26 protein-coding genes are annotated in these 25,338 nt (G+C 57.5%); 20 read left to right on the plus strand and 6 right to left on the minus strand.

Features of this window, described 5'->3' with window-relative positions:
* Positions 1-11: 11 nt before the first annotated feature.
* From ACODTZ_RS32155 to ACODTZ_RS32200, 10 genes are all read left to right on the plus strand, one after another.
* A complete protein-coding gene (locus ACODTZ_RS32155; RefSeq protein WP_489030872.1) occupies positions 12-617 on the plus strand; it encodes a TRAP transporter small permease subunit in 606 nt (201 codons plus the stop codon).
* Positions 617-2,263 (plus strand): TRAP transporter large permease, encoded by a 1,647-nt coding sequence (locus ACODTZ_RS32160; protein ID WP_489030874.1) that lies wholly within the window; start codon positions 617-619, stop codon positions 2,261-2,263. Before ACODTZ_RS32155 ends, ACODTZ_RS32160 begins: the two co-directional genes overlap by 1 nt.
* A 52-nt stretch (positions 2,264-2,315) precedes the next feature.
* Positions 2,316-3,272 carry an amidohydrolase family protein gene (locus ACODTZ_RS32165; protein WP_489030876.1) on the plus strand — a complete coding sequence of 319 codons (957 nt, stop codon included), beginning with the start codon at positions 2,316-2,318 and terminating at the stop codon, positions 3,270-3,272.
* A gap of 25 nt (positions 3,273-3,297) precedes the next feature.
* Positions 3,298-5,661 (plus strand): xanthine dehydrogenase family protein molybdopterin-binding subunit, encoded by a 2,364-nt coding sequence (locus ACODTZ_RS32170; RefSeq protein ID WP_489030878.1) that lies wholly within the window; start codon positions 3,298-3,300, stop codon positions 5,659-5,661.
* Positions 5,658-6,494 (plus strand): FAD binding domain-containing protein, encoded by an 837-nt coding sequence (locus ACODTZ_RS32175; protein ID WP_489030880.1) that lies wholly within the window; start codon positions 5,658-5,660, stop codon positions 6,492-6,494. The genes ACODTZ_RS32170 and ACODTZ_RS32175 overlap by 4 nt, the downstream gene beginning before the upstream one ends.
* Complete coding sequence (locus ACODTZ_RS32180) at positions 6,495-7,649, plus strand: xanthine dehydrogenase family Fe-S subunit (protein WP_489030882.1); 1,155 nt, start codon at positions 6,495-6,497, stop codon at positions 7,647-7,649.
* Between the two features lie 262 nt (positions 7,650-7,911).
* Positions 7,912-8,292 carry a response regulator transcription factor gene (locus tag ACODTZ_RS32185; protein WP_489030884.1) on the plus strand — a complete coding sequence of 127 codons (381 nt, stop codon included), beginning with the start codon at positions 7,912-7,914 and terminating at the stop codon, positions 8,290-8,292.
* Between the two features lie 404 nt (positions 8,293-8,696).
* On the plus strand, positions 8,697-10,844 hold the full coding sequence (locus ACODTZ_RS32190) for a malate synthase G (protein ID WP_489030886.1): 2,148 nt from the start codon (positions 8,697-8,699) through the stop codon (positions 10,842-10,844).
* Between the two features lie 10 nt (positions 10,845-10,854).
* Entirely contained in the window at positions 10,855-11,283 is a 429-nt protein-coding gene (locus tag ACODTZ_RS32195) for a GlcG/HbpS family heme-binding protein (RefSeq protein WP_489030888.1), read from the plus strand.
* Between the two features lie 283 nt (positions 11,284-11,566).
* Positions 11,567-12,313, plus strand: a complete 747-nt coding sequence (locus ACODTZ_RS32200; RefSeq protein WP_489030890.1) for a helix-turn-helix transcriptional regulator — start codon at positions 11,567-11,569, stop codon at positions 12,311-12,313.
* Positions 12,314-12,325: 12 nt separating this feature from the next.
* On the opposite strand, the gene ACODTZ_RS32205 is transcribed toward ACODTZ_RS32200, so the two are convergent.
* Positions 12,326-12,802, minus strand: a complete 477-nt coding sequence (locus ACODTZ_RS32205) for an Lrp/AsnC family transcriptional regulator (RefSeq protein WP_489030920.1) — start codon at positions 12,800-12,802, stop codon at positions 12,326-12,328.
* 154 nt (positions 12,803-12,956) lie between these two features.
* Here ACODTZ_RS32205 and ACODTZ_RS32210 point away from each other — a divergent pair, with 154 nt between their 5' ends.
* From ACODTZ_RS32210 to ACODTZ_RS32225, 4 genes are all read left to right on the plus strand, one after another.
* Positions 12,957-13,976 carry a 1-aminocyclopropane-1-carboxylate deaminase gene (locus tag ACODTZ_RS32210; protein WP_489030892.1) on the plus strand — a complete coding sequence of 340 codons (1,020 nt, stop codon included), beginning with the start codon at positions 12,957-12,959 and terminating at the stop codon, positions 13,974-13,976.
* A 45-nt stretch (positions 13,977-14,021) separates the two neighbouring features.
* Positions 14,022-16,415 carry a transketolase gene (locus ACODTZ_RS32215; RefSeq protein WP_489030893.1) on the plus strand — a complete coding sequence of 798 codons (2,394 nt, stop codon included), beginning with the start codon at positions 14,022-14,024 and terminating at the stop codon, positions 16,413-16,415.
* 164 nt (positions 16,416-16,579) lie between these two features.
* Complete coding sequence (locus tag ACODTZ_RS32220; RefSeq protein ID WP_055972026.1) at positions 16,580-17,245, plus strand: acyl-homoserine-lactone synthase; 666 nt, start codon at positions 16,580-16,582, stop codon at positions 17,243-17,245.
* A gap of 96 nt (positions 17,246-17,341) precedes the next feature.
* Positions 17,342-17,974 carry a hypothetical protein gene (locus ACODTZ_RS32225; RefSeq protein ID WP_489030895.1) on the plus strand — a complete coding sequence of 211 codons (633 nt, stop codon included), beginning with the start codon at positions 17,342-17,344 and terminating at the stop codon, positions 17,972-17,974.
* A gap of 19 nt (positions 17,975-17,993) precedes the next feature.
* Here the strand turns inward: ACODTZ_RS32225 and ACODTZ_RS32230 are convergent, their stop codons facing one another.
* The 5 genes from ACODTZ_RS32230 to ACODTZ_RS32250 form a co-directional block, all read right to left on the minus strand.
* Positions 17,994-20,009, minus strand: coding sequence for a relaxase/mobilization nuclease domain-containing protein (locus tag ACODTZ_RS32230; protein WP_489030897.1), 2,016 nt, complete (start codon positions 20,007-20,009; stop codon positions 17,994-17,996).
* Positions 19,975-20,367 carry a hypothetical protein gene (locus ACODTZ_RS32235; RefSeq protein ID WP_489030899.1) on the minus strand — a complete coding sequence of 131 codons (393 nt, stop codon included), beginning with the start codon at positions 20,365-20,367 and terminating at the stop codon, positions 19,975-19,977. The genes ACODTZ_RS32230 and ACODTZ_RS32235 overlap by 35 nt, the downstream gene beginning before the upstream one ends.
* A 5-nt stretch (positions 20,368-20,372) precedes the next feature.
* Positions 20,373-20,678 (minus strand): hypothetical protein, encoded by a 306-nt coding sequence (locus ACODTZ_RS32240; RefSeq protein WP_489030901.1) that lies wholly within the window; start codon positions 20,676-20,678, stop codon positions 20,373-20,375.
* A gap of 99 nt (positions 20,679-20,777) precedes the next feature.
* A complete protein-coding gene (locus tag ACODTZ_RS32245; RefSeq protein ID WP_333675137.1) occupies positions 20,778-21,527 on the minus strand; it encodes a ParA family protein in 750 nt (249 codons plus the stop codon).
* Between the two features lie 143 nt (positions 21,528-21,670).
* Complete coding sequence (locus ACODTZ_RS32250) at positions 21,671-22,072, minus strand: hypothetical protein (RefSeq protein WP_489030903.1); 402 nt, start codon at positions 22,070-22,072, stop codon at positions 21,671-21,673.
* A 127-nt stretch (positions 22,073-22,199) separates the two neighbouring features.
* Between ACODTZ_RS32250 and ACODTZ_RS32255 the strand changes: the two genes are divergently transcribed.
* The 6 genes from ACODTZ_RS32255 to ACODTZ_RS32280 form a co-directional block, all read left to right on the plus strand.
* The gene (locus ACODTZ_RS32255; RefSeq protein ID WP_489030905.1) at positions 22,200-22,880 is read left to right on the plus strand and encodes a thermonuclease family protein; all 681 of its coding nucleotides are present in this window, start codon (positions 22,200-22,202) and stop codon (positions 22,878-22,880) included.
* Between the two features lie 17 nt (positions 22,881-22,897).
* Positions 22,898-23,533, plus strand: coding sequence for a thermonuclease family protein (locus ACODTZ_RS32260; protein WP_489030907.1), 636 nt, complete (start codon positions 22,898-22,900; stop codon positions 23,531-23,533).
* On the plus strand, positions 23,530-24,153 hold the full coding sequence (locus tag ACODTZ_RS32265) for a thermonuclease family protein (protein ID WP_142843474.1): 624 nt from the start codon (positions 23,530-23,532) through the stop codon (positions 24,151-24,153). Before ACODTZ_RS32260 ends, ACODTZ_RS32265 begins: the two co-directional genes overlap by 4 nt.
* On the plus strand, positions 24,154-24,468 hold the full coding sequence (locus tag ACODTZ_RS32270; protein WP_489030909.1) for a hypothetical protein: 315 nt from the start codon (positions 24,154-24,156) through the stop codon (positions 24,466-24,468).
* 8 nt (positions 24,469-24,476) lie between these two features.
* Positions 24,477-24,848, plus strand: coding sequence for a hypothetical protein (locus ACODTZ_RS32275; RefSeq protein ID WP_489030911.1), 372 nt, complete (start codon positions 24,477-24,479; stop codon positions 24,846-24,848).
* A gap of 21 nt (positions 24,849-24,869) precedes the next feature.
* The coding region (locus ACODTZ_RS32280; RefSeq protein WP_489030913.1) for a hypothetical protein at positions 24,870-25,338 on the plus strand (469 nt) is incomplete at its 3' end.

Genomic DNA, 25,338 nt, shown 5'->3' on the forward strand with positions numbered 1-25,338 from the left:
ATGTGGATTCCATGAACGCGCTTCTTTCACTCTCACGTTCCATCGACAGGTTGAATCTTGCTGTGGGCAAGGCTTCGTCCTGGCTGGTGCTGCTCGTTGTCGTCATCGCGACGGCAAATGCCCTCAGCCGTAAATTCCTCCATGTCAGTTCGAATGCATGGCTGGAGGTCCAACTGCTCATTTTCGGGGCAATATTCCTCTTCCCCGCCGGATATACGCTTCTGAAGAACAGCCATGTCCGCGTCGACATCCTTGCATCGAGGCTTTCAAGCCGGGGACGCCTGTTCATCGAAATATTCGGCATTCTGTTTTTGATGGGGCCGGCGGTGGTTCTTATTCTGACCTACTCCCTGCCCATGTTCCTGACCTCATTGAACAGCGGCGAGACGTCTCCAAACTCGGGCGGCCTCATCCTGTGGCCGGGCAAGTTGGCCGTCGTGATCGGCTTTTCGTTCCTTCTTCTGGCCGGGCTGTCCCATCTCATCAAGTGCGTCGGCTGTCTTCTCGGGGCCTGTGATGACCCCTTGGCCACAAATGCTGCGTCCGAAGAAAATGCCAATCTCGAGGAACTGAAAGCCGAGATCGAAAAGCGCAACGACAAGTCGGAGGACGCATAATGGAGATGTTTATCATCAACAACATCGCGCCGATTATGTTCGCGACATTGATCGTCCTGATGCTGCTTGGGTTTCCGGTCGCTTTTGCTCTAGCGGCAAACGGGATTGCCTTTGCCTTTATCGGAATAGAGCTGGGTCTTCTGACGCCGTCATTGCTGCAGATCCTGCCGTACCGTGTCTACGGCATCATGATGAACGACGTTCTTCTGGCTCTGCCTTTCTTCACGTTCATGGGCCTGCTTCTCGAACGATCGGGGATGGCGGAGGATCTGCTCGAAACGATCGGACAGCTCTTCGGTCGCATTCGTGGAGGTCTTGCTTTCGCCGTAGTGGCTGTCGGGACCCTGATGGCGGCAACAACGGGTGTCGTATCGGCTGCCGTAATCTCCATGGGTTTGATTTCGCTGCCGATCATGCTGCGTTATGGCTATGACCGCCGCGTCGCGACGGGTGTGATTGCAGCAACGGGTACGCTTTCCCAGATCATTCCGCCCTCCTTGACGCTGATCATTCTGGCCGACCAGCTGGGACGTCCGGTTGGCGACATGTACCAAGGTGCAATTATTCCCGGTCTTCTTCTGGCCGGAGTCTATATCGGCTATGTCGCGAGCCTCGCGATCTTCAGGCCCGCGACAGTTCCGGCAATGCCGAAAGATGCCCGGATGGACAGAGAACCAAACGGCCGTTCAGGTGGTCGGTCGCTGGTCGTGGCTATTGCATGTGCAACGGTAGCCGCTCATCTCGTCGTCCGCTTCTTCACCGATGAGACCCTGGCCCGCGATGAGCAGTTTGTCATCGGCTTTGTCGTCTGGTGCAGCGCGCTCTTCGCAACGGCATTGGTAGACCACCTATTCCGGCTCGGCATGCTGTCTCGCATTGCGAGCAAGACAATCTTTGCGCTTGTTCCCCCGCTTGCACTCGTCTTTCTCGTGTTGGGAACAATCTTCGTAGGGCTGGCAACGCCGACGGAAGGTGGCGCCATGGGCGCAGTTGGCGCACTCGTGCTCGCCTTGGCCAAAGGTCGACTGACGCTGCTTCGCCTGAAAGAAGCGATGGAAGCGACAATGAGGCTGACCAGCTTCGCAATGTTCATCCTTGTTGGTTCGACTGTTTTCGCCCTGACATTCCGGGCCGTCAATGGAGACATCTGGGTCGAGCATCTACTCACGAGTCTCCCCGGTGGCGAACTGGGCTTCCTGATATTCGTGAGTATTTTCGTTTTCGTCGCGGCCTTCTTTCTCGATTTCTTCGAGTTGGCATTCATCGTCATTCCGCTTCTTGGTCCTGTTGCTGCCTCGATGGGTATCGACATGGTCTGGTTCGGTGTCCTGATTGCGGTGAACATGCAAACCTCGTTCATGCATCCGCCGTTCGGCATGGCGCTGTTTTATCTGAGGTCCGTGGCTCCCAACTCCGACTATCGTGACCCGGTCACCAAGAAGATGATTGCGCGCGTCACGACGGGCCAGATCTATCGCGGCTCGCTGCCCTTCATCGGCATTCAGATCGCAATGGTCGTGCTCGTTCTGGCCGCTCCCGGCCTCGTCACCCACTACAAGTCATCACATGCGAGCGACGTTGATCCCGCCTCGGTGAACATCGAGGTGGAAGGCCCGGATTTCGGCACGTCAGACCCCTTCCAATAACCTGCGCCGCATAAAATGGCGCACCCGAGGAAACAAAGGAAAACAAAATAAGATGACCAAGAAAATCGCACTTGAAGAACACTTCATGACGCCTGGTTTCGAAGGCTATTCAAAGCCCTTTACCAGTCTGATGTCGAAGAGCCAGCTGAATGAACTCGGGAAGAAGCTGTCCGATTTCGACGGTGAACGCCTTGCCGTAATGGATCAGTATGACATCGAAAAAATGATCCTTTCACAGACCGGCCCCGGAATTCAGACGGAGAAGGACAAGAGTGCGGCCGTAGCTCTTGCTCGGCAATCCAATGATTTCCTGGCGGAACGGGTTTCGGACAGCCAGGGCCGTTTTGCCGGCTTCGCAATGCTTCCTCTCCAAGATCCCGCAGCCGCCGTCTCAGAGCTGAAGCGCTGCGTACTGGAACTCGGTTTCAAAGGCGCCCTGGTCAACGGTCATACCCACGGCTCTTATCTTGATGGCGCAGAATACAATTCCGTCTGGGAGGCGTTTGAAGAGCTTGATGTTCCGCTTTACCTTCACCCAATCGACCCGATTGGTGGCTCTGCTGCCTTCAACGGTCACCCCGAACTGGCAGGTGCCATCTGGGGCTGGGGTGTCGAAACCGGTACTCACGCCCTTCGCTTGCTCTTCTCCGGAACATTCGATCGGTTCCCAACGGCGAAGATTATCCTCGGCCATATGGGCGAGGGGCTTCCGTTTCTCCGTTGGCGCTTTGACAGCCGCTTCGCTGTATACTCCCACGGTATTTCTCTCGACCGGAAACCTTCCGAGTATTTCGGCTCAAACATCCTGATTACGACTTCGGGTGTTTGTTCCGAGCCAACCCTCTTGGCGGCTCTCGGTGAAATGGGTGAGGATGCCGTGATGTTTTCGGTAGACTATCCCTACGAAAGCGTCTCGGCCGCAGCAGAGTTCATCGAGGCATGCACGCTGAGCGATGAGACAAAAGAAAAGGTGTGCGGCGGCAACGCACGACGCATTTTCAAACTGTAACCACCGTAGTGAAGGAGGCCAGGCAATGGCAGCGGAAGCAAATGCCCAGCTGAATGCAGAAGGGATTGGCGCCAGCGTCCTGCGTAAGGAAGATGTCCGCCATCTTCATGGGCGCGGACATTTCACAGGGGACATCCGTATTCCGGGCATGCGCGACGTTGCATTCGTCCGAAGCCCGGTTGCCCATGCTCTGCTTTCGAATAAGCAGAAGCCGGCGGGTTTCGAGGATTCGGTTTTCTTTGCCGAGGATCTCGAAGGCGTGGCCCCCATCACCACCAGATCGTCCATTCCCGGTTACCGGCAGTCGGATTATCCGTCGCTGGCGACCGATCGCGTTCGCTTCGTGGGTGAGATTGTTGCGATGTGTGTCGGAGCAACCAGGGCCGAGGCCGAGGACTTGGCCGAGCTTGTGGTAATTGACTATGAAGAGCTCGATCCGATCGTTGACTGCGAAAGCGGTCGTGGCGAAGCGGTGAAGCCGATACACGATCATTGGGATCGGAATCTCTTCCTGAAAACGACGTTCGACCAGGGACTGGACGCTGTCGCCGCCGAAGCACCGATCAAGGTCGATCTCGAGCTTTCGACAGCCCGCCAGGTCATGCATCCGATGGAAGGCAAGGGTCTCGTCGCCTGGTGGGACTATCGGGCAGGACAGCTCGTCGTCAACACATCGACGCAGGTTCCGCATATGATCCGCATTGGCTTGGCGGAATGTCTGGGCCTTCCTCAGGCTCAGGTACGCGTCGCCGCACCCGACGTTGGCGGCGGATTCGGCTACAAATGTATGCTCATGCCGGAAGAAGTTGCCGTCGCCTGGCTTGCCATGACCCAGAAAGCCGCCTTCCGGTGGCTTGAGGATCGGCGGGAGCATCTGACGGCCGGCGCCAATGCGCGCCAGCACGAGTATAAGTTGACGGCCTACGCGGACTCGAAGGGTCGTTTGCTCGGACTCGATGCAGATGTCGCGATTGACTGTGGTGCATATTCGGTGTGGCCGTTCTCGGCCTGTCTTGAGGCGTCCCAGGCTGGCGGCAACCTGCCTGGTCCCTACGATCTTCAGGCTTATCGTTGCAGCACTTACTCAGTGGCGACGAACAAACCTCCCTTCGCACCCTATCGAGGGGTTGCAAGACCTGGAGTATGTTTCGCGATCGAACTCACGATCGATGCGATCGCCCGGGCAGTGGGGCGAGAAGCGTGGGAAGTGAGGTTGGAGAACCTCGTGGCTGCATCCCAGATGCCCTACACGAACATCACCAAGAAGTTTTACGACAGCGGCGACTATCCGGCCTCGCTCCTCGCAGTTAAACGGATGATTGGGTTCGACAAGATCCGCCAAGGTCCGAAGCGTGACGAAAAAGGGCGTTATCTCGGCGTAGGTTTCGCCACTTACACTGAACAATCCGCCCACGGCACCAAGGTCTTCGCAACGTGGGGCCTGCCTCTGGTCCCTGGTTTCGACCAGGCCCATGTCAAGTTGACCCCGGATGGTGCCCTGGAGGTCAAGGCCGGCATTCACACGATTGGCCAGGGTCTTGAGACGACACTCGCCCAGATCGCGCATGAGCAGACTGGCGTCCCCTTCAAGGATATCCGGGTGACCTTGGGCGATACGGCGACAACGCCATTTTCGACCGGTGCCTATGCATCCAGAGGCATCGTCATGACGGGCGGGGCGGTATCCGTGACCGCCAAGACCGTTGCTGACCGCATCAAGGCGATCGCAGCCCATCTGCTGCAAGTTTCCGTGGAGGATGTGCAGTTTCGCGATGGGTTGATCTGGGCCGGACAGGCGAGTGTCAAGTACGAGGATGTCGGCAGGGCATGGTATCAGCGTCCCGATCAGCTCCCTGATGATGTAAACCGCGACGGTCTTGAGGCGACAGGCGCCTACAAGCCGGAAATTGACAGCGGTGTTTTCTCCTACGCCAGTCACGCGGCCTATATTGCGGTCGACGCCGAAACCGGTCTCGTTGAAATCCTCGACTATGCAATCTGCGAGGATTGCGGCCGAATGGTCAATCCGATGATCGTCGACGGTCAGACGTTTGGTGGTGCGGGGCAGGGCATCGGAACGGCTCTGTTCGAAGAGAGCCCCTATGACGAGAATGGGCAACCACTTGCGTCCACATTGATCGATTACCTGCTGCCTGGCCCCACTGAAATGCCCCGCTTTCGTATCGAACACATGGAGACGCCGTCACCCTATTCCGCTCATGGGCTCAAAGGTGTTGGGGAGGGAGGGGCAATCGCTCCGTCCGCCACGTTGGTCAACGCGATCAACGATGCCTTGTCGCCTCTCGGCGCGCTCGTAACTCAGATCCCGGCATCGCCCGAGCGGATACTCTCCGCCATTCGCAAGAGCGAGGAGTCGCGCGCGCAATGAAACCTGCACAGTTTGATTATATCCGCCCCGAAAGCCTTGCTGAAGTCGTCGCAGCCGTCGCAGATCCGGAGCTTGATGGGAAAATCTGCGCCGGTTCCCAATCCCTCGGGCCGATGCTGAACCTCCGTCTCGCTCGGCCGAAGACGCTGATCGACATTCGGCATGTCAAGGAGCTGCGGCGATTTGAGATGGACGATACCTACGCTGTCGTGGGTGCAACATGGACCCATGCGGAGATTGAGGATCGGACCTTCGAGGATTTCACCGCCGGTTTCTTGAGCTTTGTTGCCTCGGGAATAGCCTATCGCGCCGTGCGCAATCGCGGCACGATGGGAGGAAGCTTGTCCCATGCTGATCCGGCTGCCGACTGGGTTTCCGCGATTGCGGCTGCCGGTGGAACGATCCTGCTCAGTAACGGGCAGGGGACCCGTCACGTGCCGGCAGACACCTTTGTCCAGGGCACTTTCATGCCTGACATCAGACCGGGCGAGGTTGTGACCGGTATTCAGCTGCCGCGGCTCTCCGACGCGACCAGGTGGGGCTACTACAAGGTGTGTCGCAAGACAGGCGAATTCGCCAAGGCGATAGGGGCATCTATCCTCGATCCTAAACGCGGAATCTCCCGGATTGTCGCCGGAGCCGTCGATGGTCCTCCCGTTTTCCTGCCACACGCGTCAACGGAGTTGGTGGAACGTGGAGCTGCTGCGGCAAGGTCCGTCATCAGGGACGAACTTCCATCGCTGCTTCCGCACCTCGACAGTCTTCACCTGCAGCAGGTCATGGTAGCGGTTGAGAGGAGTTTGTCCCTTCTCTCGAAAGAGGAAGGTATTTGAATGAGCACCCATCAATTGAAACTGGTCGTGAACGGCCAGGAAAAGCTCTTGCAAGCAGAGGCGAGAACTCAGGTCTGTGAATTGCTGCGTGAAGATCTCAATTTGACCGGTACGCACATTGGTTGCGAACAGGGCGTCTGTGGTGCCTGTACCATCATGGTTGACGGGAGACCGCAGCGCTCGTGCATCAGCTTCGCTGGTGACATCGACAGATCGGAAATCCAGACTGTCGAGGGGTTCGATCGAGACGAAACGATGGAGGCGCTCCGCGACGCCTTCTCGCGGCACCACGCATTGCAGTGCGGCTTTTGCACGCCGGGAATGCTGATAACGTCCTATGATATTGTGACCAGATTAGGTGAGGTCGACGCTGCAACCATCCGCAAGGAACTATCCGGGAACATCTGCCGCTGCACCGGTTATGTCGGGATCGTGGAGGCGGTGGAAGAAGTCTCGCGAGGTCGTAAACCCACCCCGAACAGACGTTCGGTCGAAGCCACCGCTACGACGCCGTCCTCTCTTCGGTCGGTTACACCACCACCGCGGCAGGAGGTGCGCGCTTCGCCGTCGGTTGGAGCAACACCTGTGAAGTTGGAAGCTCAATCGAAAAAGGGCTGGACATCGCTCGAAAAGCGCCTAGAGGTTGGGTTCTCTGCGGATCAGGTCTGGGAGAAAATTGCTGACGTGCGCAGTGTCGCCGCCTGCATTCCCGGTGCGGAGATCACCTCGGTAGAGGGTGAAAACCTTTCCGGCCGTATGAACGTGGCTCTGGGGCCAATGAAGGTTTCATTCAATGGCGATGGGTCGTTTACGCTCGATCACGAGGCGCGCAAAGGCAAGCTGTTAGGCGCCGGCAAGGACAGTGGATCGGGCTCTGCGGCCTCGGGTGAAGTCGATTGGAGCGTAGAGCCCCTGACCGATACAAGCAGCGTTATTGTCGTTGGTCTTTCCTGGCGTCTGAGCGGAAGGCTGGCGCAGTTCAGCCGCGGCGGACTTGTTCTGGACATCATCAATCGGCTCGCGTCTGTGTTCGTCGAGAACCTGGAGGCTTCATTGCGGGGTGATGGCGGACCTGCCAAGGGCGTGAAATCACTGAGTGTCATGGGGCTTCTGTGGGCGGCACTCAAAGCCCGCCTGTTTGGACGGAAGGATTAGAGTGATCATGCGATCGATCCGATGTGGAAACTGATGGCCGCCCAATGAGAAACTAAAACCGCTAGACGAAGCAGTCCGGGCTGAAATGCCCGGACATCCAGATGGATGTTCAACTTCCATGCAACGTCTATCATCAAGTGAGATGGAGATAGTTCAATCAGCCTGGCGAAATCTCCTCCAGCCGTAACCTATATCTTGGCAGAGTACCGGAGGTAGCAAAATAGCGATAAATATAAAATACCGAAGATGAGAGGCTAATGCTTTGAATAGTAAGTGTTTAGTCGCCGTAGTAGATGATGACATTTCCATTCGAGAATCAATGGAAGATTTTCTAAAGTCGTATGGATATTATTGCAGATCATTTTCGTCTGCTGAAGAGTTTCAGAACTTTGCGAAAAAATCTGAGGTAGGATGTATCGTTCTGGACGTCAATATGCCTGGATTGAGCGGGTTACAACTTCAGAAACAGCTCAACAACAGCGCAAGAAAAACACCAATTATCTTTGTGACATCTTGTGAGAACGATCGTGTCAGGTCTGAGGCACTTAAAGATGGTGCTGTCGCGTATTTGAATAAACCAATCCAAGTCTATACGCTCATAAAATACTTGGATGTAGTATCGCTTCGGCAACGAATTACATAGCTTATGCGATTCGGTACTTTTGATACATGCGTTTCAGGCTTTGACACAGGATTGGCTTACACCTTTCCCGCAGGAAATAGAGCATTCCATGAATGCACGAAAAGGAACCAGGAGCGTAGACGATGAGACAAAGAAGGCTCGCGCGATGATTGATAGCCGGTGACCGGGTAAACGGAATTTCTCCACCAAATGCGGGGCAGCGTTACGTCTCCGATAGGAGCGGATCGACCTAGTTGTCATGTAGACCCGACGAACCAAGCTGACACGCCGGAAGTTCCAATGGAGAGCCCGATTTTCATTTTCAAAGTTTCGTTCCGTATGATGGAAAAGTTTAATCGACCATATGGCCACCGGCGGGAAAGAGGCGTTATTCGATTTCAAAAAGTTTTTCATGGAGTGGAATAATGACGGAGTATGCAGAACGCGCAGGTCTAAAGGTTGCGCAGGGACTTGTGAACTTTATTGAAACGCAGTTGCTTCCGGGCCTGTCTATTTCAACGGAGGAATTCTGGAGTGGCTACGCCACGATCCTGAAAGAGCTCGTTCCGGAGAATCGCAAGCTGCTTGAGGCGCGTGACGAATTCCAGCTCAAGATCGACGGCTGGCTCAAAGAACATCGGCATCAAGACTGGGACAATGAAGTCTGGATCTCCTTCCTCCGGCAGATTGGGTACATCGTCCCGGAAGGTCCTGCATTCCAGGTCGAAACTGGTCCGGCAGATCCCGAGATTGCGAGTATCGCAGGTCCACAGCTCGTTGTTCCCGTCATGAATGCACGCTTCGCGCTTAACGCTGCCAATGCGCGATGGGGATCGCTTTACGATGCATTTTATGGAACCGACGCGTTGCCTGGCACGCCTGAAGGCAAGGGTTATGATGCCAAGCGCGGCGCTGAGGCCGTTGCAAAGGCTGCGGAATTCCTCGATCAAGCTCTTCCGCTGACTTTGGGTAAGCATGCAGACGTAACGGCATGGCAGGTCACGGACGGCAAGGCAATTGCAATAATCGGCGGCAAAGAGAGTGGCCTCGTCGATCCGGCGGCTTACGTCGGTCACACGCAGGAAGGTGACAAGCGCTCCCTGCTGTTCCGGCATAACGGCCTTCACATCGAGTTGGTATTCGACCCGTCTCACCCCGTCGGGGCAGCTAGCCCATCAGGTCTGCGCGACGTTGTATTGGAAGCCGCACTGACAGCAATCCAGGACTGCGAGGATTCCGTCGCCGCAGTAGACGCCGAGGACAAGGTCGCGGTCTACACCAACTGGCTGGGCCTCATGAAGGGTGACCTGACAGAGACCTTTGAGAAGGGTGGAAAGTCGCTGACCCGTCGCCTCAATCCTGACCGCGATTTTATCGCTCCTGACGGTTCGACGCTCACCTTGCCTGGCCGCGCAGTGCTCTTGGTGCGCAATGTCGGACATCTCATGACGACCGATGCGGTATTGCTTGACGGTAAGGAAACGCCCGAGGGCATTCTTGATGCCATCGTCACGGTAACCGCCGCGAGCCACGATCTGCGCAAGACCGAAGGGCCGCGCAACTCGCGTGCAGGCTCCGTCTACATCGTCAAGCCGAAGATGCATGGGCCGGTCGAGGCCGCTTTTGCGGACCGCACATATGCTGCGGTGGAAAGACTTCTCGGGCTCGCGAAGGGCACCGTGAAGCTTGGACTGATGGATGAGGAACGCCGGACGTCCGCCAATCTTCGAGAATGCATCCGAGCACTCAAGGATCGCATCGCCTTCATCAATACCGGTTTCCTGGATCGCACCGGCGACGAGATCCACACGGTCATGCAAGCAGGACCGGTTCTTCCGAAAGACGAGATGAAGGGGTCCGATTGGCTTGCGGCCTATGAGGACGGCAATGTCGATACAGGCTTGGCAACGGGCTTGAACGGAAAGGGGCAGATCGGCAAGGGAATGTGGGCAAAGCCCGACGCGATGGCAGAGATGCTCGCTGTCAAGGGAGGCCACCCCAATGCCGGCGCCAATACTGCTTGGGTTCCGTCGCCAACGGCAGCCACGCTCCATGCCATCCACTATCACCAGGTTGATGTGGCAACCCGCCAGAACGAGTTGAAGAGCCGTGAACGAGCGAAACTTGAAAAGCTGATGACACCGCCACTGCTGGGCAAAAGGAATCTTTCGGAGACGCAGATCGCACGTGAGATCGATCTGAATTGCCAGTCGATCCTCGGCTACGTGGTCCGCTGGGTGGATCAGGGGATCGGTTGCTCGAAAGTGCCGGACATCGATGACGTGCCGCTGATGGAAGACCGCGCGACGCTGCGCATCTCGGCGCAGTTCCTGGCGAACTGGCTGCTGCACGACGTGATCAGCCGCACCCAGGTTGAGGAGAGCCTGCGGCGGATGGCCGTCGCGGTCGACAGCCAGAACGCTGGCGACCCTGCGTACCGGCCAATGGCACCCAGCTTTGATGGTCCAGCTTTCCAGGCTGCGCGCGATTTGATCGTCAAGGGTGCCGAGCAGCCATCTGGCTATACCGAACCGCTGTTGCACGCCTGGCGTCGCATAGCCAAGCAGAAATGAGGAAGAGTATATGAAGACCCTGACCAGATTGGATATCAATGATGCACGGCGCTTGATCGCAGGTGCCTCGGCTCACGCAGCCGAAATCGGCGTACCGATGTGCATAGCCATCACAGATGAAAGCGGCCAGTTGATTGCGTTCGAGCGGATGGAAGGTGGAAAAGTCACCTCCACGACGATCGCGATCGATAAGTCCTTTACTGCGTCGGCTGCCAAAAAGGCGACACATGAGTATGGCGCAGCCAGCCAGCCCGGCGCTCCTGCTTACGGCATCAATGCCGCGATTGGTGGCCGGCTGATGGTCGTCGGCGGAGGCCTGCCAGTGATATGGGACGGAGAGGTCGTCGGTGGCATCGGTGTTTCGTCTGGAACACCAGCACAGGATCAAGCGGTGGCCCAGGCCGGAATTGATGCCTGGAAGGCCGCTCAAGATAAATGAATGAAGAGGTTGGGGGGGTGCACGAGGCGGTGCCCCCTTCCGCTTTGTATTCGACATGTCAGGCTCCCAGGTCTCGGCGCTAGACATGTTCTGTTCGCGGCTAACGATTCCAAACGTGTTCCGGAAGGTGTGGTGCAGTGGCCATCCCAAACGATGCCGGTCACGAAAATCCAGACAGCGATCACAATCCAAATGGAGGAAAGTTCCATAAGCTATCTTATGCAATCTAGGGTTGTTTGTTAAATGTAATACCTTTAATGATTGCTCACAAGGGGGAAGATTGATGGGAGTGCAACAACCAAACAGGGTGGAAAAGCTTCTTGCAGACGTCGGAGCGGCACCGACCGTCGAAGATGCCCTACCAATCTTCCAGCGCGCCTATGGTCTGGACTTCGTAACCTACCATCTCGCATTAACGGTGGCCGATGTTGTCGACACCCCGTTCGTCCGGACCACCTACGGGCCGACATGGGTTTCCCGCTATCTGCTGCGCGATTACGTCAAAATCGACCCGATACTTCGTGAGGGCCTCATCAGGCAAATGCCGTTCGACTGGCGTGAAGTTGAAGTGCCGATAAATGCCCGAGACTTCCTGCTGGATGCCTATAAGCACGGGATCGGTCCCAACGGCTATTCTATTCCCATACTCGACAAGGCGCGCAGAGCACTCTTCTCGATCAATTCACACCAGTCTACATATCAATGGAGCGAGACCGTCAGCCGATACCGGAGTGAATGGGCAGATGTCGCCTTTCTCATCCATCATAAAGCTATCTTTCAGCTACACGGCGAACACGATCCGGTTCCACAACTCTCGAGCCGTGAAATCGAGTGCCTGCATTGGACGGCCTTGGGCAAGGACAGCATCGACATCGCGGTCATGTTAAAATTGTCAGAGCATACTATCCGCGCCTATATCAAATCAGCCCGCTACAAACTCGGAGGCGGCTCCATAACCTTCACCATCGCGCGGGCGATACAGATGCGCCTGATCAATCCTTTTGGGGGTGCGGCGCCGCCATACCTGTGAAGTGACCCAACCTTAGAATGGAAGGCGCGCATTGTCCTTGACGTTCTTCATGACGAAAAACGTCCGTGTCTGTCGGACACCGGGCAGTGCGATCAGCTTGTTGCCGTGCAGTTTGTTGAAATCCGCCATGTCGCGCACGCGGATCTTCAAAAGATAGTCGAAGTCACCAGCCACCAGATTGCAGTCCAGCACTTCCTTCAGTTCGAGTACCGCCCCCTCGAATGCGGCAAAGCTGTCCGGGGTCGATCGATCCAATACGACGCCGACCATAACGAGTGCCCCGAGGCCAACCGACGCCGGTGCGATTTCGGCACGAACGCCGGTAATGTAGCCCTCTTCGAATAGGCGCTGGGTGCGTCGATGGCAGGTTGCTGCGCTGGCATTCACCCGGGTCGCCAGTTCCGCATTGGTCAGGCGTCCTTCTGCCTGAAGCGTTCGCAGGATGCGCAAATCCGTACGGTCCAATATGCCCTTGAGAGATTCTTCCATATTTTTACCTATGACGAGATCATTCTGTTCATTAATTCGCCCGTTTATCCAATAGGCCACATAAGAATGGCTGATTTCGGAAGCACCTTTCAGCAAAGGTACACTACTCTGTGGGTGACGTGCAAACACCGATCCACCCTTTCCGGAGCCCCCGATGTCCCTTCTCGCAAGTTTTGAACGCTACCCCCTCACCTTCGGGCCGACTCCGATCGAGCATCTGCCACGCCTGACCGAAGCTCTGGGTGGAAAGGTGCAGATTTACGCCAAGCGTGACGACTGCAATTCGGGCCTCGCCATGGGGGGAAACAAGCTGCGCAAACTGGAATATATCGTGCCGGACGCAATCGCCTCGGGTGCGGACACGCTTGTCTCGATCGGTGGGGTGCAGTCGAACCACACACGAATGGTCGCCGCGACCGCCGCCAAGATCGGCATGAAATGCGTGGTGATCCAGGAGAAGTGGGTGCCACACTATGACGCCGTTTATGATCGCGTCGGCAACATCCTGATGACCCGCCTGATGGGCGCCGACAGCCGCCTTGTCGACGACGGCTTCGACATTGGCATCCGCAAGAGCTGGGAGGACGCTATCCAGTCCGTCAAGGATCAAGGCGGCAAGCCCTACCCGATCCCCGCCGGTGCATCGGTGCACAAATACGGTGCGCTCGGCTATATCGGTTTCGCCGAAGAGGTCGCGGAACAGGAAGAGGCGCTCGGCTTCAGATTCGACTACATCGTCGTGTGCGTCGTCACGGGCTCCACCCAGGCCGGCATGATCGTCGGTTTCGCCGCGCAGGACCGCGCCGACCGGGTGATCGGGATCGATGCCTCCGGTACGCTCGACCAGACCCGGGCGCAGGTGCGGGCGATCGTCGACAATACATCGGAACTGGTCGGCCTGGGGCGCAACGTTCGCGAAGACGAGATCGTCATCAATCCGGACTACGCCTATCCGGCCTATGGCGTTCCCTCGGAGGAGACGAACGACGCCATCCGCCTCGCCGCTCGCACCGAGGCAATGATCACCGATCCGGTATACGAGGGCAAGTCGATGCAGGGAATGATCGACCTGACGCGCAAGGGCTTTTTCCCGGAGGGATCGAGAGTGCTCTATGCCCATCTCGGCGGCGCGCCGGCGCTCAACGGCTACAGCTATTACTACAGGGAGGGCTGAGCTCTCTTTCCGAGCCCGACCCTCACCGCAGTTGTGGACGTACCGATGATAGATTTCCGACGCCTGCACCTCAAGACGATCGAACAGCGACTGCTTTGGCTGTCGCACTGGATGATCCACAGCGCCAACCATATCCGGCCCAAGGGCGACGGCATCAAGATCGGGGGCCATCAGGCCAGTTCGGCCTCAATGGTGTCGATCATGACGGCGCTCTACTTTTCGGCGCTCCGGCCCGAGGACAGGGTCGCCGTCAAGCCGCATGCCTCGCCGGTCTTCCATGCCATGCATTATCTCATGGGAAACCAGACGCGGGAGAAGATGGAAAACTTCCGTGGCTTGGGCGGCGTGCAGAGCTACCCCAGCCGAACCAAGGATATCGATGATGTCGATTTCTCCACGGGTTCGGTCGGGCTCGGCGTCGGCATCACGGCGCTGGCCTCCATCGTCCAGGACTTCATTCGGGCGAAGGAATGGGGGGCCGATCTGGCATGCGGCCGCATGGTTGCCTTGATGGGCGATGCCGAGCTCGATGAGGGGAATATCTACGAGACCCTGCAGGAGGGCTGGAAGAACGACCTGCGCAATTGCTGGTGGATCATCGACTACAATCGCCAATCCCTCGACGGCATCGTTCGCGAGGGACTGTTCGAGCGCATCGAGAAAATTTTCGATGCCTTCGGCTGGGATGTCGTTCGAGTCAAATACGGCGCCCTGCAGCGCATGGCCTTTGAGGAGCCGGGTGGAGACCGGCTGCGGGACTGGATAGACCGGTGCCCCAACCAGGACTACGCGGCGCTGACCTTCATGGGCGGCGCGGTGTGGCGGAAACGCCTGATGGACGACCTCGGCGACCAGGGCGACATATCCTCTCTCATCGACCGCCGCAGCGACTTCGAGCTTGCCGCCTTGATGGAAAATCTTGGCGGCAACTGCGTGGAGACGATGGCGGATGCCTTCGCCGGGATCGACCATGACCGCCCGACCTGCTTCCTCGCCTATACGATCAAGGGCTGGGGCACGCCGATAGCCGGTCACAAGGACAACCACGGCGGGCTGATGAACAGCAAGCAGTTCGCCGACTGGCAGTCGCATATGGGCATTGCCGCCGGGCAGGAGTGGGAACCGTTCGCCAGTGTCGGCGACATTCCCGGCCTGAAGCAGTTTCTTGCGAACGTGCCTTTCTTCTCGAAGGGACCCCGGCGCCACGATGACGCGCACATCGACGTGCCGCCGATCGAAATCGACAGCGCGCGCGAGATATCGACCCAAGCCGCCTTCGGCAAGATCCTCGACGATCTCGCCAAGGGCGAAAGCAAACTGGCCGCTCGCATATTAACGACGTCGCCGGACGTCACCGGCACGACCAGCCTTGGTCCTTGGGTCAACCGGCGCAAGCTCTTTGCCCGCGAGGCCATGGCGGATGCCTTCATCGAGCACCGCATCCCCTCGACCGCGAAATGGGAATTCACGCCGAAGGGGCAGCATGTGGAACTGGGCATCGCCGAGATGAACCTCTTCCTGCTGCTCGGCGCGGCCGGCCTCAGCCACTCCCTATTCGGCAAGCGGCTGATACCGATCGGCACAGTCTACGATCCCTTCGTGTGCCGCGGCCTCGATGCGCTCAACTACGCCTGTTATCAGGATGCGCGCTTCATCATCGTCGGCACGCCCTCGGGCGTAACACTGGCTCCCGAGGGCGGTGCGCATCAGTCAATCGGAACGCCCTTGATCGGCATGAGCCAGGATGGGCTGGCGGCGTTCGAGCCCGCCTTTGCCGATGAACTTGCCGTCATCATGGAATGGGCTTTCGACTATCTACAGCGCGACGGTGAAGGACAGAGGGACGAGCGCACATGGCTGCGCGACGAGACCGGCGGGTCGGTGTATCTGCGCCTCACCACCAAGCCACTCGAGCAACCGGTAAAGCGCGTCGACGACGACTTCCGGCAGGGCGCCATCGATGGCGCCTATTGGCTGCGCAAGCCGGGGCCGAACTGCGCTGTCGTCATCGCCTATCAGGGCGCGGTCGCCGACGAGGCTATCGCCGCTGCCGGTGTGATCGGCGAAGCGAGACGGGACATCGGCGTGCTCGCCGTAACGTCGGCCGACCGTCTCAATGCCGGGTGGACGGCCGCGCAGAGGGAGCGCGCGCGCGGCAATCCGAGAGCGCGGAGTCGTATCGAGACGCTGCTCGATCCCCTGCCTCGCGACTGCGACATCGTTACCGTCATCGACGGACACCCGGCGACCTTGTCTTGGCTGGGCGCCGTTGCGGGGCACCGGACGATCTCCCACGGCGTCGAGCATTTTGGACAAACCGGAACGATCCGCGATCTATACCGCCATTTCCGCGTCGACAGGCAGTCGCTGATGCAGTCAGTCAACCAGTTGACTGCTGGGAAACGGCTTCCGGACGGTCTAACACTCATTTTCCCTTAGCGGACGAAACGCTCGCGGATGAAAGACACATTTGCTGGCTTTGCGACGGCCGTTATCGAATATGGGCGTTTTCGCAATACCCCTAGTTGGGGGTACCATCTTGGGGTATTTATCGTTATCCGAGCAATCTTCATGTTGCTTACCATCAAACGATGGAGGCAAAGATGTATCTTCTTGTGCAAGCCCACGAATTCGACAGGTACCGGCATCTGCTTGATCAATCGTTTCGACTGCGCAAGAGAGTGTTCGCGGATCAATTATGCTGGAAGGTTAGCGTATCCGGCGCTTGCGAGCGCGACCAATATGACGATCTGCATCCTGCCTATCTGTTCTGGTGTGATGACAGCACAGAGAAACTCTACGGATCGGTCCGCCTCATGCCGACGACGGGTCCCACACTTTTATACGACGTCTTCCGTGAGACATTCCCCAATGCCTGCGATCTCATCGCACCGGGAATCTGGGAAGGGACACGTATGTGCATAGACGAAGAGGCAATAGACCGCGATCTCCTTGACCTACGTCCTGATCGTGCCTTTTGTCTGCTCCTTCTGGCGCTTTGCGAAGTTGCCCTCGATAACGGCATCGATACCCTGATCTCGAACTATGAACCGCAAATGCGGAGATTGTACAAGCGCGCCGGAGCTGAGTTCGATGAGCTCGGTCGCGCAGATGGCTATGGCAGATTTCCGGTGTGCTGTGGAGTGTTCGAGGTCTCACAGCGCGTGCGGGCGCAAATGCAACAAAGCCTGCAGGTCAGCGTCCCCTTGTATTCGGGCCGTTCGTTTTCCAAGCGGGAAGTCGAAATGCCAGCACTCATGACCGCTTGACCGGTACTCCTGGAAGCCAACCAGAACCGGGAGGGACGGACTGAAGTTTTTCGTTTCGAGAAGGCAAAGCTGGCGGCCAGCTTTGAACGCCAGGCAATGAACATCAGCGACAGCATTTTGCGAAGAATTGGTTCAACGGGCCTTGTCATCTTTGAACGAGATGGCACCCTTTTGCGACTGAATAATTCCACCCGCGACTTTATGTTGGGGGATGTCAGCAACGTGTTTGTCCAGATGCTGCAGCAGCTTCGTGAGGCGGGGGTTCGTTTCGGCTTTATTTCGGACACAAGGGGCATGGACGGCGGAACCCACGGCAGCTCTGAATTCGTGGCTCTGACCCGGATACTCGACGATCTATTGAAGACTCGAGGCGCCGTACCGGACTTCTGGATGCGATGGGGCACTTTTTTGCAAGAACCCGCGCTCCTTCAAGTTCGAGATGGGCGGCGCCGCAGGGTTACCGCTAATACGGTGTTGCGTGCGATCGAATGGTACGGTGTCGAAAAGAAGGAGACCATATTGGTCAGTAGCACCGCCGCGGGACTGCTTGCAGCAAGTGAGGCGGGCGTAACCGGCATCCACTATTTTGGGGTGCAAGGTGATCAACCTGTTCCTTCTCCGCTCGAAACGAACCCGCAATTTCCCTATCCCTCTGAAACCATGGAAGCCCGATGGCTCAACGACGAGATCCAAAGAATCTTGAGTTCGAACCGGCGTCGCTCAGCCTAGATGCAGGGTGGAGAACGTTTCAGCGACTGCGGTCCCGATCTTTTTCCTGAGGAGCGCGAAGCTTGACCGATTTTTGCGCCTCTCGCGTACGTTGTTGGGTCTTGTCACGGTCGCGATCGGCTTCGGGCCTGTCGTGCTCGGCATTGGACCGGGCAATGCGCGTTTGATCGATCGTCCGGTTGTTCGAACTCTTGTTGACGACACCCTGCTCTGCAACGTGATCTCGACCGGCCGCAGATTTCGTCGCCAAACTATCAAGGCTGCTTTTGTCTTTCCCGACTTCACCTCGATCGCGGTTTTTGGCCACACGTGAGTCGAGTTGGAGCCCAACGACTTTCCCAATGATCTTGGTTGCGTGCTCGAAGATCAGCCGATCGGATGGATTGGCAATCTTTGTAGCCAGGCTAACGGCGGTGCTCGCCAGGGTCTCCTTCGCGGCTTTCGCCTGGGCGGCGCTTATAGGTGTGGATCTTAGCATGTGCTCTGCTCCTTTTTCGTTTGTTGGGTCACGACCGGCACGGACGGCTGTTTCAAGCCGCTGGTATTCACGTTGGAGCCCTATAGACAGGTCCTGACTAAGTTCGCGCGCCGTGCTGGGAGCGGATCGGTCCTTTGCTATCCCGTCCAGCATCTTCAGAACGAGTCCGACTGAGCGCCGGCTCTGATCGAGCCGCTTTTGAGCATCCTGCAATCTGGGAGAAGTCGGTGTATCTCGAATCTTCGCCAGGACTTTGTCGACGACGTTGCTCGGGGCCGTGGCTCCCATCCGCCGGAACATCTCCCATTCCCAGCGCTTCACGGGAGGCGGGCCGGCCCGCTCGAGGCGCTTTTGACGATCGATCGGGATGCCACGTTCACGAGCCTTGTCGGCGAAACGGAGCCGCCATTCGGTAAAATCGCGGATGTTCGGATTGAGCATTTTGCCATTGGAGTTACGCAGGGCGACAATCACATGCATGTGTGGATGCTTGTCGAGATCGTTGCGATTGTGGACTGCATAGGCATAGCGGTGCCCTGAAAATTGCTCTCTCAGGAAATCACGGCCAGCGTCAATAAGCTTTTCGCGATCGACATTTGCCGGTCCTGACAGCAACAGGTGCATGAAATCCCGCGGCTGTCGGGTCTGCATCAGAGCGCCAACGACTTTCCCTTCTGCCGTCAGTTGCTTGTGATCAGCAGTGGTGATTTCGCGCCGCTCAGCGCCATGGAGATAACGTCCGCTCCTGCCAGGGCGCTCCTCGACATGCGTCGTGGTCGAAAGCGTTACCTCCGCGCCATTGCGCTGCATGGCGTGCAGCGTCGCCGTTAGCCCTTTCGGGCCTGACGAGAACTCGGCGGGGTATCGCGAGATCGGGGTGAGCCCCTCTTTCCGGAAAGCTTCATCCAGGCGTGCATCGATCGCATGCGCCACATCGAGTTCTCCTGGAATGCGATTGCCGGTGCTTCGATCCGACCTGTCCTTCTTCTCATGAGCAATAACGAGTGCGAAATGTACTCTTGTCTGACCGCTCACTCCATCGCTCACACTGAAAGCGTAGGTCCGGCTGGTGTCGCCGGTTTCATGGAAACCGTCGGCGGCGAGCGAAGCAAGCGCGCGACCTACGCTTTCCCGATCGGCTTTTTCAAGCTCGTAAGTCAGACGCAGCACGTCGCTGCTCCCCTTGCGATTGCCGAAATCCCTCTCCCATGAACGCACCGCTTGGTTTAGATCCGATACTTCGCGACCATCCTGATCGAGCGCCTTTTCTTCCTTGCTCTGGTAGGCAAGCACGTTATGGGCCGAACCCGCGCCGGCACCATAGGAAAGGACCTTCACCACCACTGCATTGTTGCCTGTAGCACGACTGATCGCCGAGGCAGCACCAGCATGTCTCGTCGACGGTCGTTTGCTCTGGCCGGCCGCCGGTCGTTTTCCCCCTCCTCCTCCCCCGCCGCCTCCACGTCGGCGCAGATCGTCTTGGATCAACTCAAGATAGCTCGGTAGTCGTCGACCTTCGGGTCTAGACTTCGAGGGATTTCTGAAGACCTCGTCCATCGTGTTTCCTGATCAGCTCGACAATGTAAGATGACGGCCGAACAAAGGCGGCATCGCGGACGGCGTCGATGGCCCCCATCACCTCGTCCAGCTTCTGTGAAATCAACCTTGTCCCCTCAGCTAATCCGACGTCTTGCGCGAACAACTCCTCATTGCGCCAGGCAAGTTCGCGCAGAAACTGGTGCATGTTTGCCATTTGCCGATCATGTTCTTCGAGCATTGCGGGAACATGCATTATCTCCCTGGTGACGATCAGCTTGGCGACGATGTTGACGGAGACGTCGAGCCGTCCGGCAAGTGCGTCGACATTGCTCAGGATGTGATCCGGCAGACGAAACATGATGGGGGGGTGTCGCATGCGGTCTAGAGCCCCCTCGCCTTCAGCGCCTCGAGGATGAGCCTGTGCGTCGCCGAGGACAGTTGCTCATGGCTCTCCAACGACACTCGGAAAATCTTGGTCAACACGTCGTCGTCGATGTAGAGCGATATCCGTTTTCGTTTGCCGGACACGCCAGCCGCTTTTGCGGGCGCGGTCGCCACAGGTCTCTCCTTGCGTTCTTGCCTGGCTGGGGTGTGGGTCTTAGGTATATTGGCCGCAGAAGGTGCGGTTTCCTCTCCTTGGGCATCACCATCCGGCATGAGTGTGTCGAGGTCGATGGTCGTCGGCATATACGATGTCGCGGCCTCCAGAACATCCTTAGACTCCTCTTCGCGGGATCGGGCAAGGGCGAGAATGTTTCCGGCAGGCGTTCTTTCCCTCGACATCGTTTAGGCGGCCTCCGCCTGCAGAAGCCCGATGAACTCGTTGTTGATCCTCTTCACAAGATCGATTGCGTCAAGCACGCTTTCCGATGCCCTGCGCTTGGCCGACGGCGTCAACGACGGATTGTCTGCGATGCCCGCAAGCTTGGAGTAGAGGGAACCATAACCGGCCCCGACATCGCTGAAATGATTGCTCTTGCGCACGACCGTCTCGACCATGGGTATCCGGCCGCTCGTCAGGATGGCATGAACCTCGGGAAGGGATCGATTGTGTTTGAGGGCGATCATGTCGATGTAGTTCCAGATCGCCGCGTAGGGGATCGGTCCCCTGTCCCGCTTCCGGCCGATCTCGGTCAGGATCGTGGCCACCTTGATGGCTGACGTCGCGGCTGTTGGTTCGGGAATGACCGGAATGAGGATTGCATCGCACTCGTGGTAAACCTCGATCGCACGCTGATGCACGTAACCGCCGACATCGTAGATGCGGATGTCCGCTTCTGGGGCCTTGTCGAGCCGCTCACGAAACCTGTCTCCGGGCGCTACGCGCAAATGTAACAACGTTCCGTCGGTCGGCAAGAGCCCCCGCTTCATGGAGACATTATACCAGCGCGTCGATGATTCCTGCTCGTCGCAATCGATCAGAAGCGTCCTGTGACCTTGCTGCGCGAACTCCGCAGCAAGATTGACGTTCAGGGTCGACTTTCCAGCACCGCCCTTGAAGGTCGATATGGCGAGCGAGAGAGGTTTGACTGTCATGAAATCCGCACCCTTTGAGCCGAAGCCGATGTTACGATCAACCAATCCCGCTCGCGCTCACAAGTTCGAAAGCGGAAGATCGAAATCCGTTCAATTCGGCAAGTTGCCTTCGTTCTCCACATGACAAGAGGGAAACGCGTTCTTTACCGGCCGCGAAGCTTTGCTAGTGCTTCATCCTGACGTCGGGCTGCGATTACCCCCTCATTGATCCGCATAATGTCGCGCTCACGTAATGCCTCGGTAAGTGGATCTCTTACCGGCCAGAAACGGAGAATTGGCAGGATAAGCAGCAAGAATGCGGTGATGGTCGCAGCCTTGAACCATGCCGATCGCTCATAGAGATCCGAAGCCCACTGCCAAATGTTCTCGGTCGTTTCAAGCGGCAGAAAGGCATAGGAAAACGTCAAGACTACCCAGTAGCCGACGAAGGCCGCAACCAGAATGCATGCCGCTGACACCAGTAAAAAACACGCAATCTGGATCAACAACCAAACAGCACGGAATGGAAGAGTGAAGACCGTGAGTGCCTTCCGATACATCGCCATCCTCTTATCCCCACATACAAATCGAACGTTTGAACGACCTTATCTCAGTTTTCAAAACTTTTCCATACTTGCACTACAGTACAATTTCGTGCATGTTCAAAAAAGTCAACAGGTGACGGATGCGAACATGAAGAATGGCGCATGGCGATTTTCTCGCCGCCTCATTTACAGCCTTTTGGGTGCTCTGGTCGCGCTGCCCGAGACGGTCAGGGCGGACATGGCTGAAGAGTTCGTCAGCCACTACCAGCAGGCTTATGTACAGGGGCGAGACCTGATCCCCGCATCGCCGACACCATTCGACACGTCCTCGATCATAACGCGACTTGATCTTGAAAGTGTCACCCCAAAAGCGGCGTTGAGCGGCAGCGCATTTTTCGCAGCGGATGGAACGATCATCAAACTTGCAGGGGTTCAAGGCTGTCTGTCGACCGAGCCGCTCGAATATGCGGGTGTCATTGCCACGTGTACCATTATCTCACTTGCAGCGATGACGGCGACCATCGGCGAGGTACAGGCTATCGCTGGCACTGCATTCCCCTGCCATGAACTTGGACGGAACTCCGGCCAGCCGACGGTACGATATGCGGAATGCTTTTTTATGGACGGAGACACGGTGCGGTCGCTCTCTGAGGTACTCATCAGCAAAGGCGTAGCGTTTGCTTTCCGTGATCGTACTGGCCAGCCGATCTTCCCGGAATATGCTCGGGCGGAACAAGTCGCGCGAGGAGCGAAAGCCGGTATCTGGGCCAGCGCCCATTTCTTCCATCCCTACGGTGAGCGTTACCGCGCCAATCCGACAATGCACTGATGCGGATCGGAACCTTGATGCTTATTTCCACGATCGCAGTCTCCGGCTTCTACGCAGGCTTCATCATAATGCCGATGCTGGCCGGCAGTGAAGCTCCACATACGCAACCGCCTTGGCTGCCCGTCGTCCCCGTTCAGACCTCGCAAGCTGACGCTCCTGCCACGGAAGACGTGGCGCTTCCGCCATCTTCCGCGTTCGCACCATTCCCGACGCATGCACAGTTCGAGACCGGCGATAGCTGGGTCTCAAACGGGCAACGATATCGGCTCTATGGGCTCCAGTCATGCCTTCGCGGGACCGCCGTTACCGTATCCCAGGGAAGCTCGCGCGACTGCGGTGAATTCAACGTGATCATGATGCAGGCATTGGTCAGGGACACAAAGCCCGTCTGCGCAACCATTCAGATGGTCGACCAGAACAATGCCGTGGTTGCATGTCAGACGACTGCCGGGGAGCACAAATATGATCTTGCGACCTACGTTATCGCGCAAGGATGGGGATTTGCGGCAGTCGACAGCACCGGCCAGGTTATTGTTCCCGGATATAGGGTCGCTGAGGAAAGCGCCCGCAACGCCCGCGCGGGTCTTTGGGACTATCCAGATATGCCGCACCCTGTCTCTGTTCTGATGCAACAAGCGGGAGTGTCGCGATGAAGCTTGCCACCATCTCGACGATTGTCCTCGCTCTCATCCCGACAGGGACGCTGGCGCAAGCCCGCCCATCCGACGTTCCCCGTCAGATATACGGCAAGGTTCAGGTCATTGATGGCACCACATTCGAGTTCGTCAAAACGCGTCAGCTTATCCGTTTGGCTGGATATGAAGCCCCCAGACTGGCGCAGAACGCAACGACCGAAGGTGTGACATGGCCTGTCGGTCAGGTCTCGCGTGCCTGGATGATCCTTCGGACGCTTGGCCAGGACGTCAACTGCGCGCCAATAGGTCGAGACAGCAACAAGAACCTGATCGCGCATTGTTTTGTTGGTGAGACAAATCTGGCAGCGACGGCAATCGCTGAAGGGATCGGCTACGCCTTCAACTATCGTAATGAACCCCAAGTCCCTGCCTATTTCGATATTGAAAGAAGGGCGAGAGGGCTCGGTTTCGGCATCTGGTCGTCGCCTGACCTGTCTCCTCCCTGGCTCTACAATGCATCGCCAGAGCCTGGTGATCTGTCCGATGGCCCCGCGTCAGCCACAGAAGAGGGGCTTCCCCTTCCCCTACCCGTCACTCCCGACAAAGCACTGTCGTTCACGCAGGTGCACGGAGGTTAAATGAAACGCCCTTTCGAAACTTCGACCGTTATTGCCATTCTACTGGCTGTTTCTCCTTTTGCCGCCGGCGCCCAGAACGGCGCCACCCAAACCCAGACCGAGCAACGCGATCCGGACTTTTGCGGCGCGGGTGGTGCTGGTTGCGATCCGGCAGACGTGCAGCAATGGAAGGCGGTTGGCAACAGGCTTGCAGACCTGTCTTCGGCCGACCTCAGCCAATACGCCTACGCCTGCGCCAAGCATCGCGAATGGAAATCGGAGTGTGAAACCAATCCGATCGCGATCCTGAAACGCCTCGGGATCGAAGGATATTGAGGTTGCCGATGAAGAAGCTCGACTACGGATCGCTTATCGCCGCTGGCATTGCTTTCGTCGTGGGATCTGCTGGCGGGTACACGATCAACGAGTCTGTACGGGCCGACACGATAGTGGAACTTGAACAGGAGGTCGCGCGGCTCGAGAGTGAGCTTCAACGGCAGCCGGCGTTTGACTTTCCCGACGACAGGCAAGCGAGTGCTGCGATCGCCAAATCGGGCCGCACGATCCGTATCTCGGAGTGCAAACCTCGTCAGGCCGTACCTGGTGTCACCTGTACCGGCATCATCACAACAACAAGCGGTTCCTTCGCGGGTACGACGCAGCCCGGCACCCTGTCGTTCGCGAAAATCGACAACATCTGGGTCCAAATCCAGTAAGCCACTCAAAGGAGACGCACTGTGAAGGCGATCGTGTTATTGTCCGCTGGCTTGATAGGCGCGCTTTCGGCGGTGCCAGCAAAGGCCGAAGACGCCGAATGGGGATGCCAGGTTCTGCTGTGCGCCGCATCGAAAAACCCATCCTGGCACGGTATCTCCTACTGCGTGCCGCCAATGCGCAAACTCATCACCGCCATGTCCAGACCCGGCTTCTCCTGGCCCATCTGCCATGAGGCGAAGGCGGGAAAGCCTGGTCATGAAACCTACGAGGATTGCCCTGCTGGCACCACGGTGGGCTACTCCTCGCGAGGTGGCGACAACAATTGGCGGGGAGAACCTGATCAATGCATCGAAACGGTCAATGTCTGCCGGGCATCGGGTCAGCACGATGGCAATACCAGCTCAGCAGGATTGACGATCAATCGGCGATTCGGCCGGGATGGCGAAAGCTGCATCCAGCAGATTGCCACTCCGCGCCCTCGCCGCGCGG

The organism is Rhizobium sp. FG113 (genome assembly GCF_057809895.1).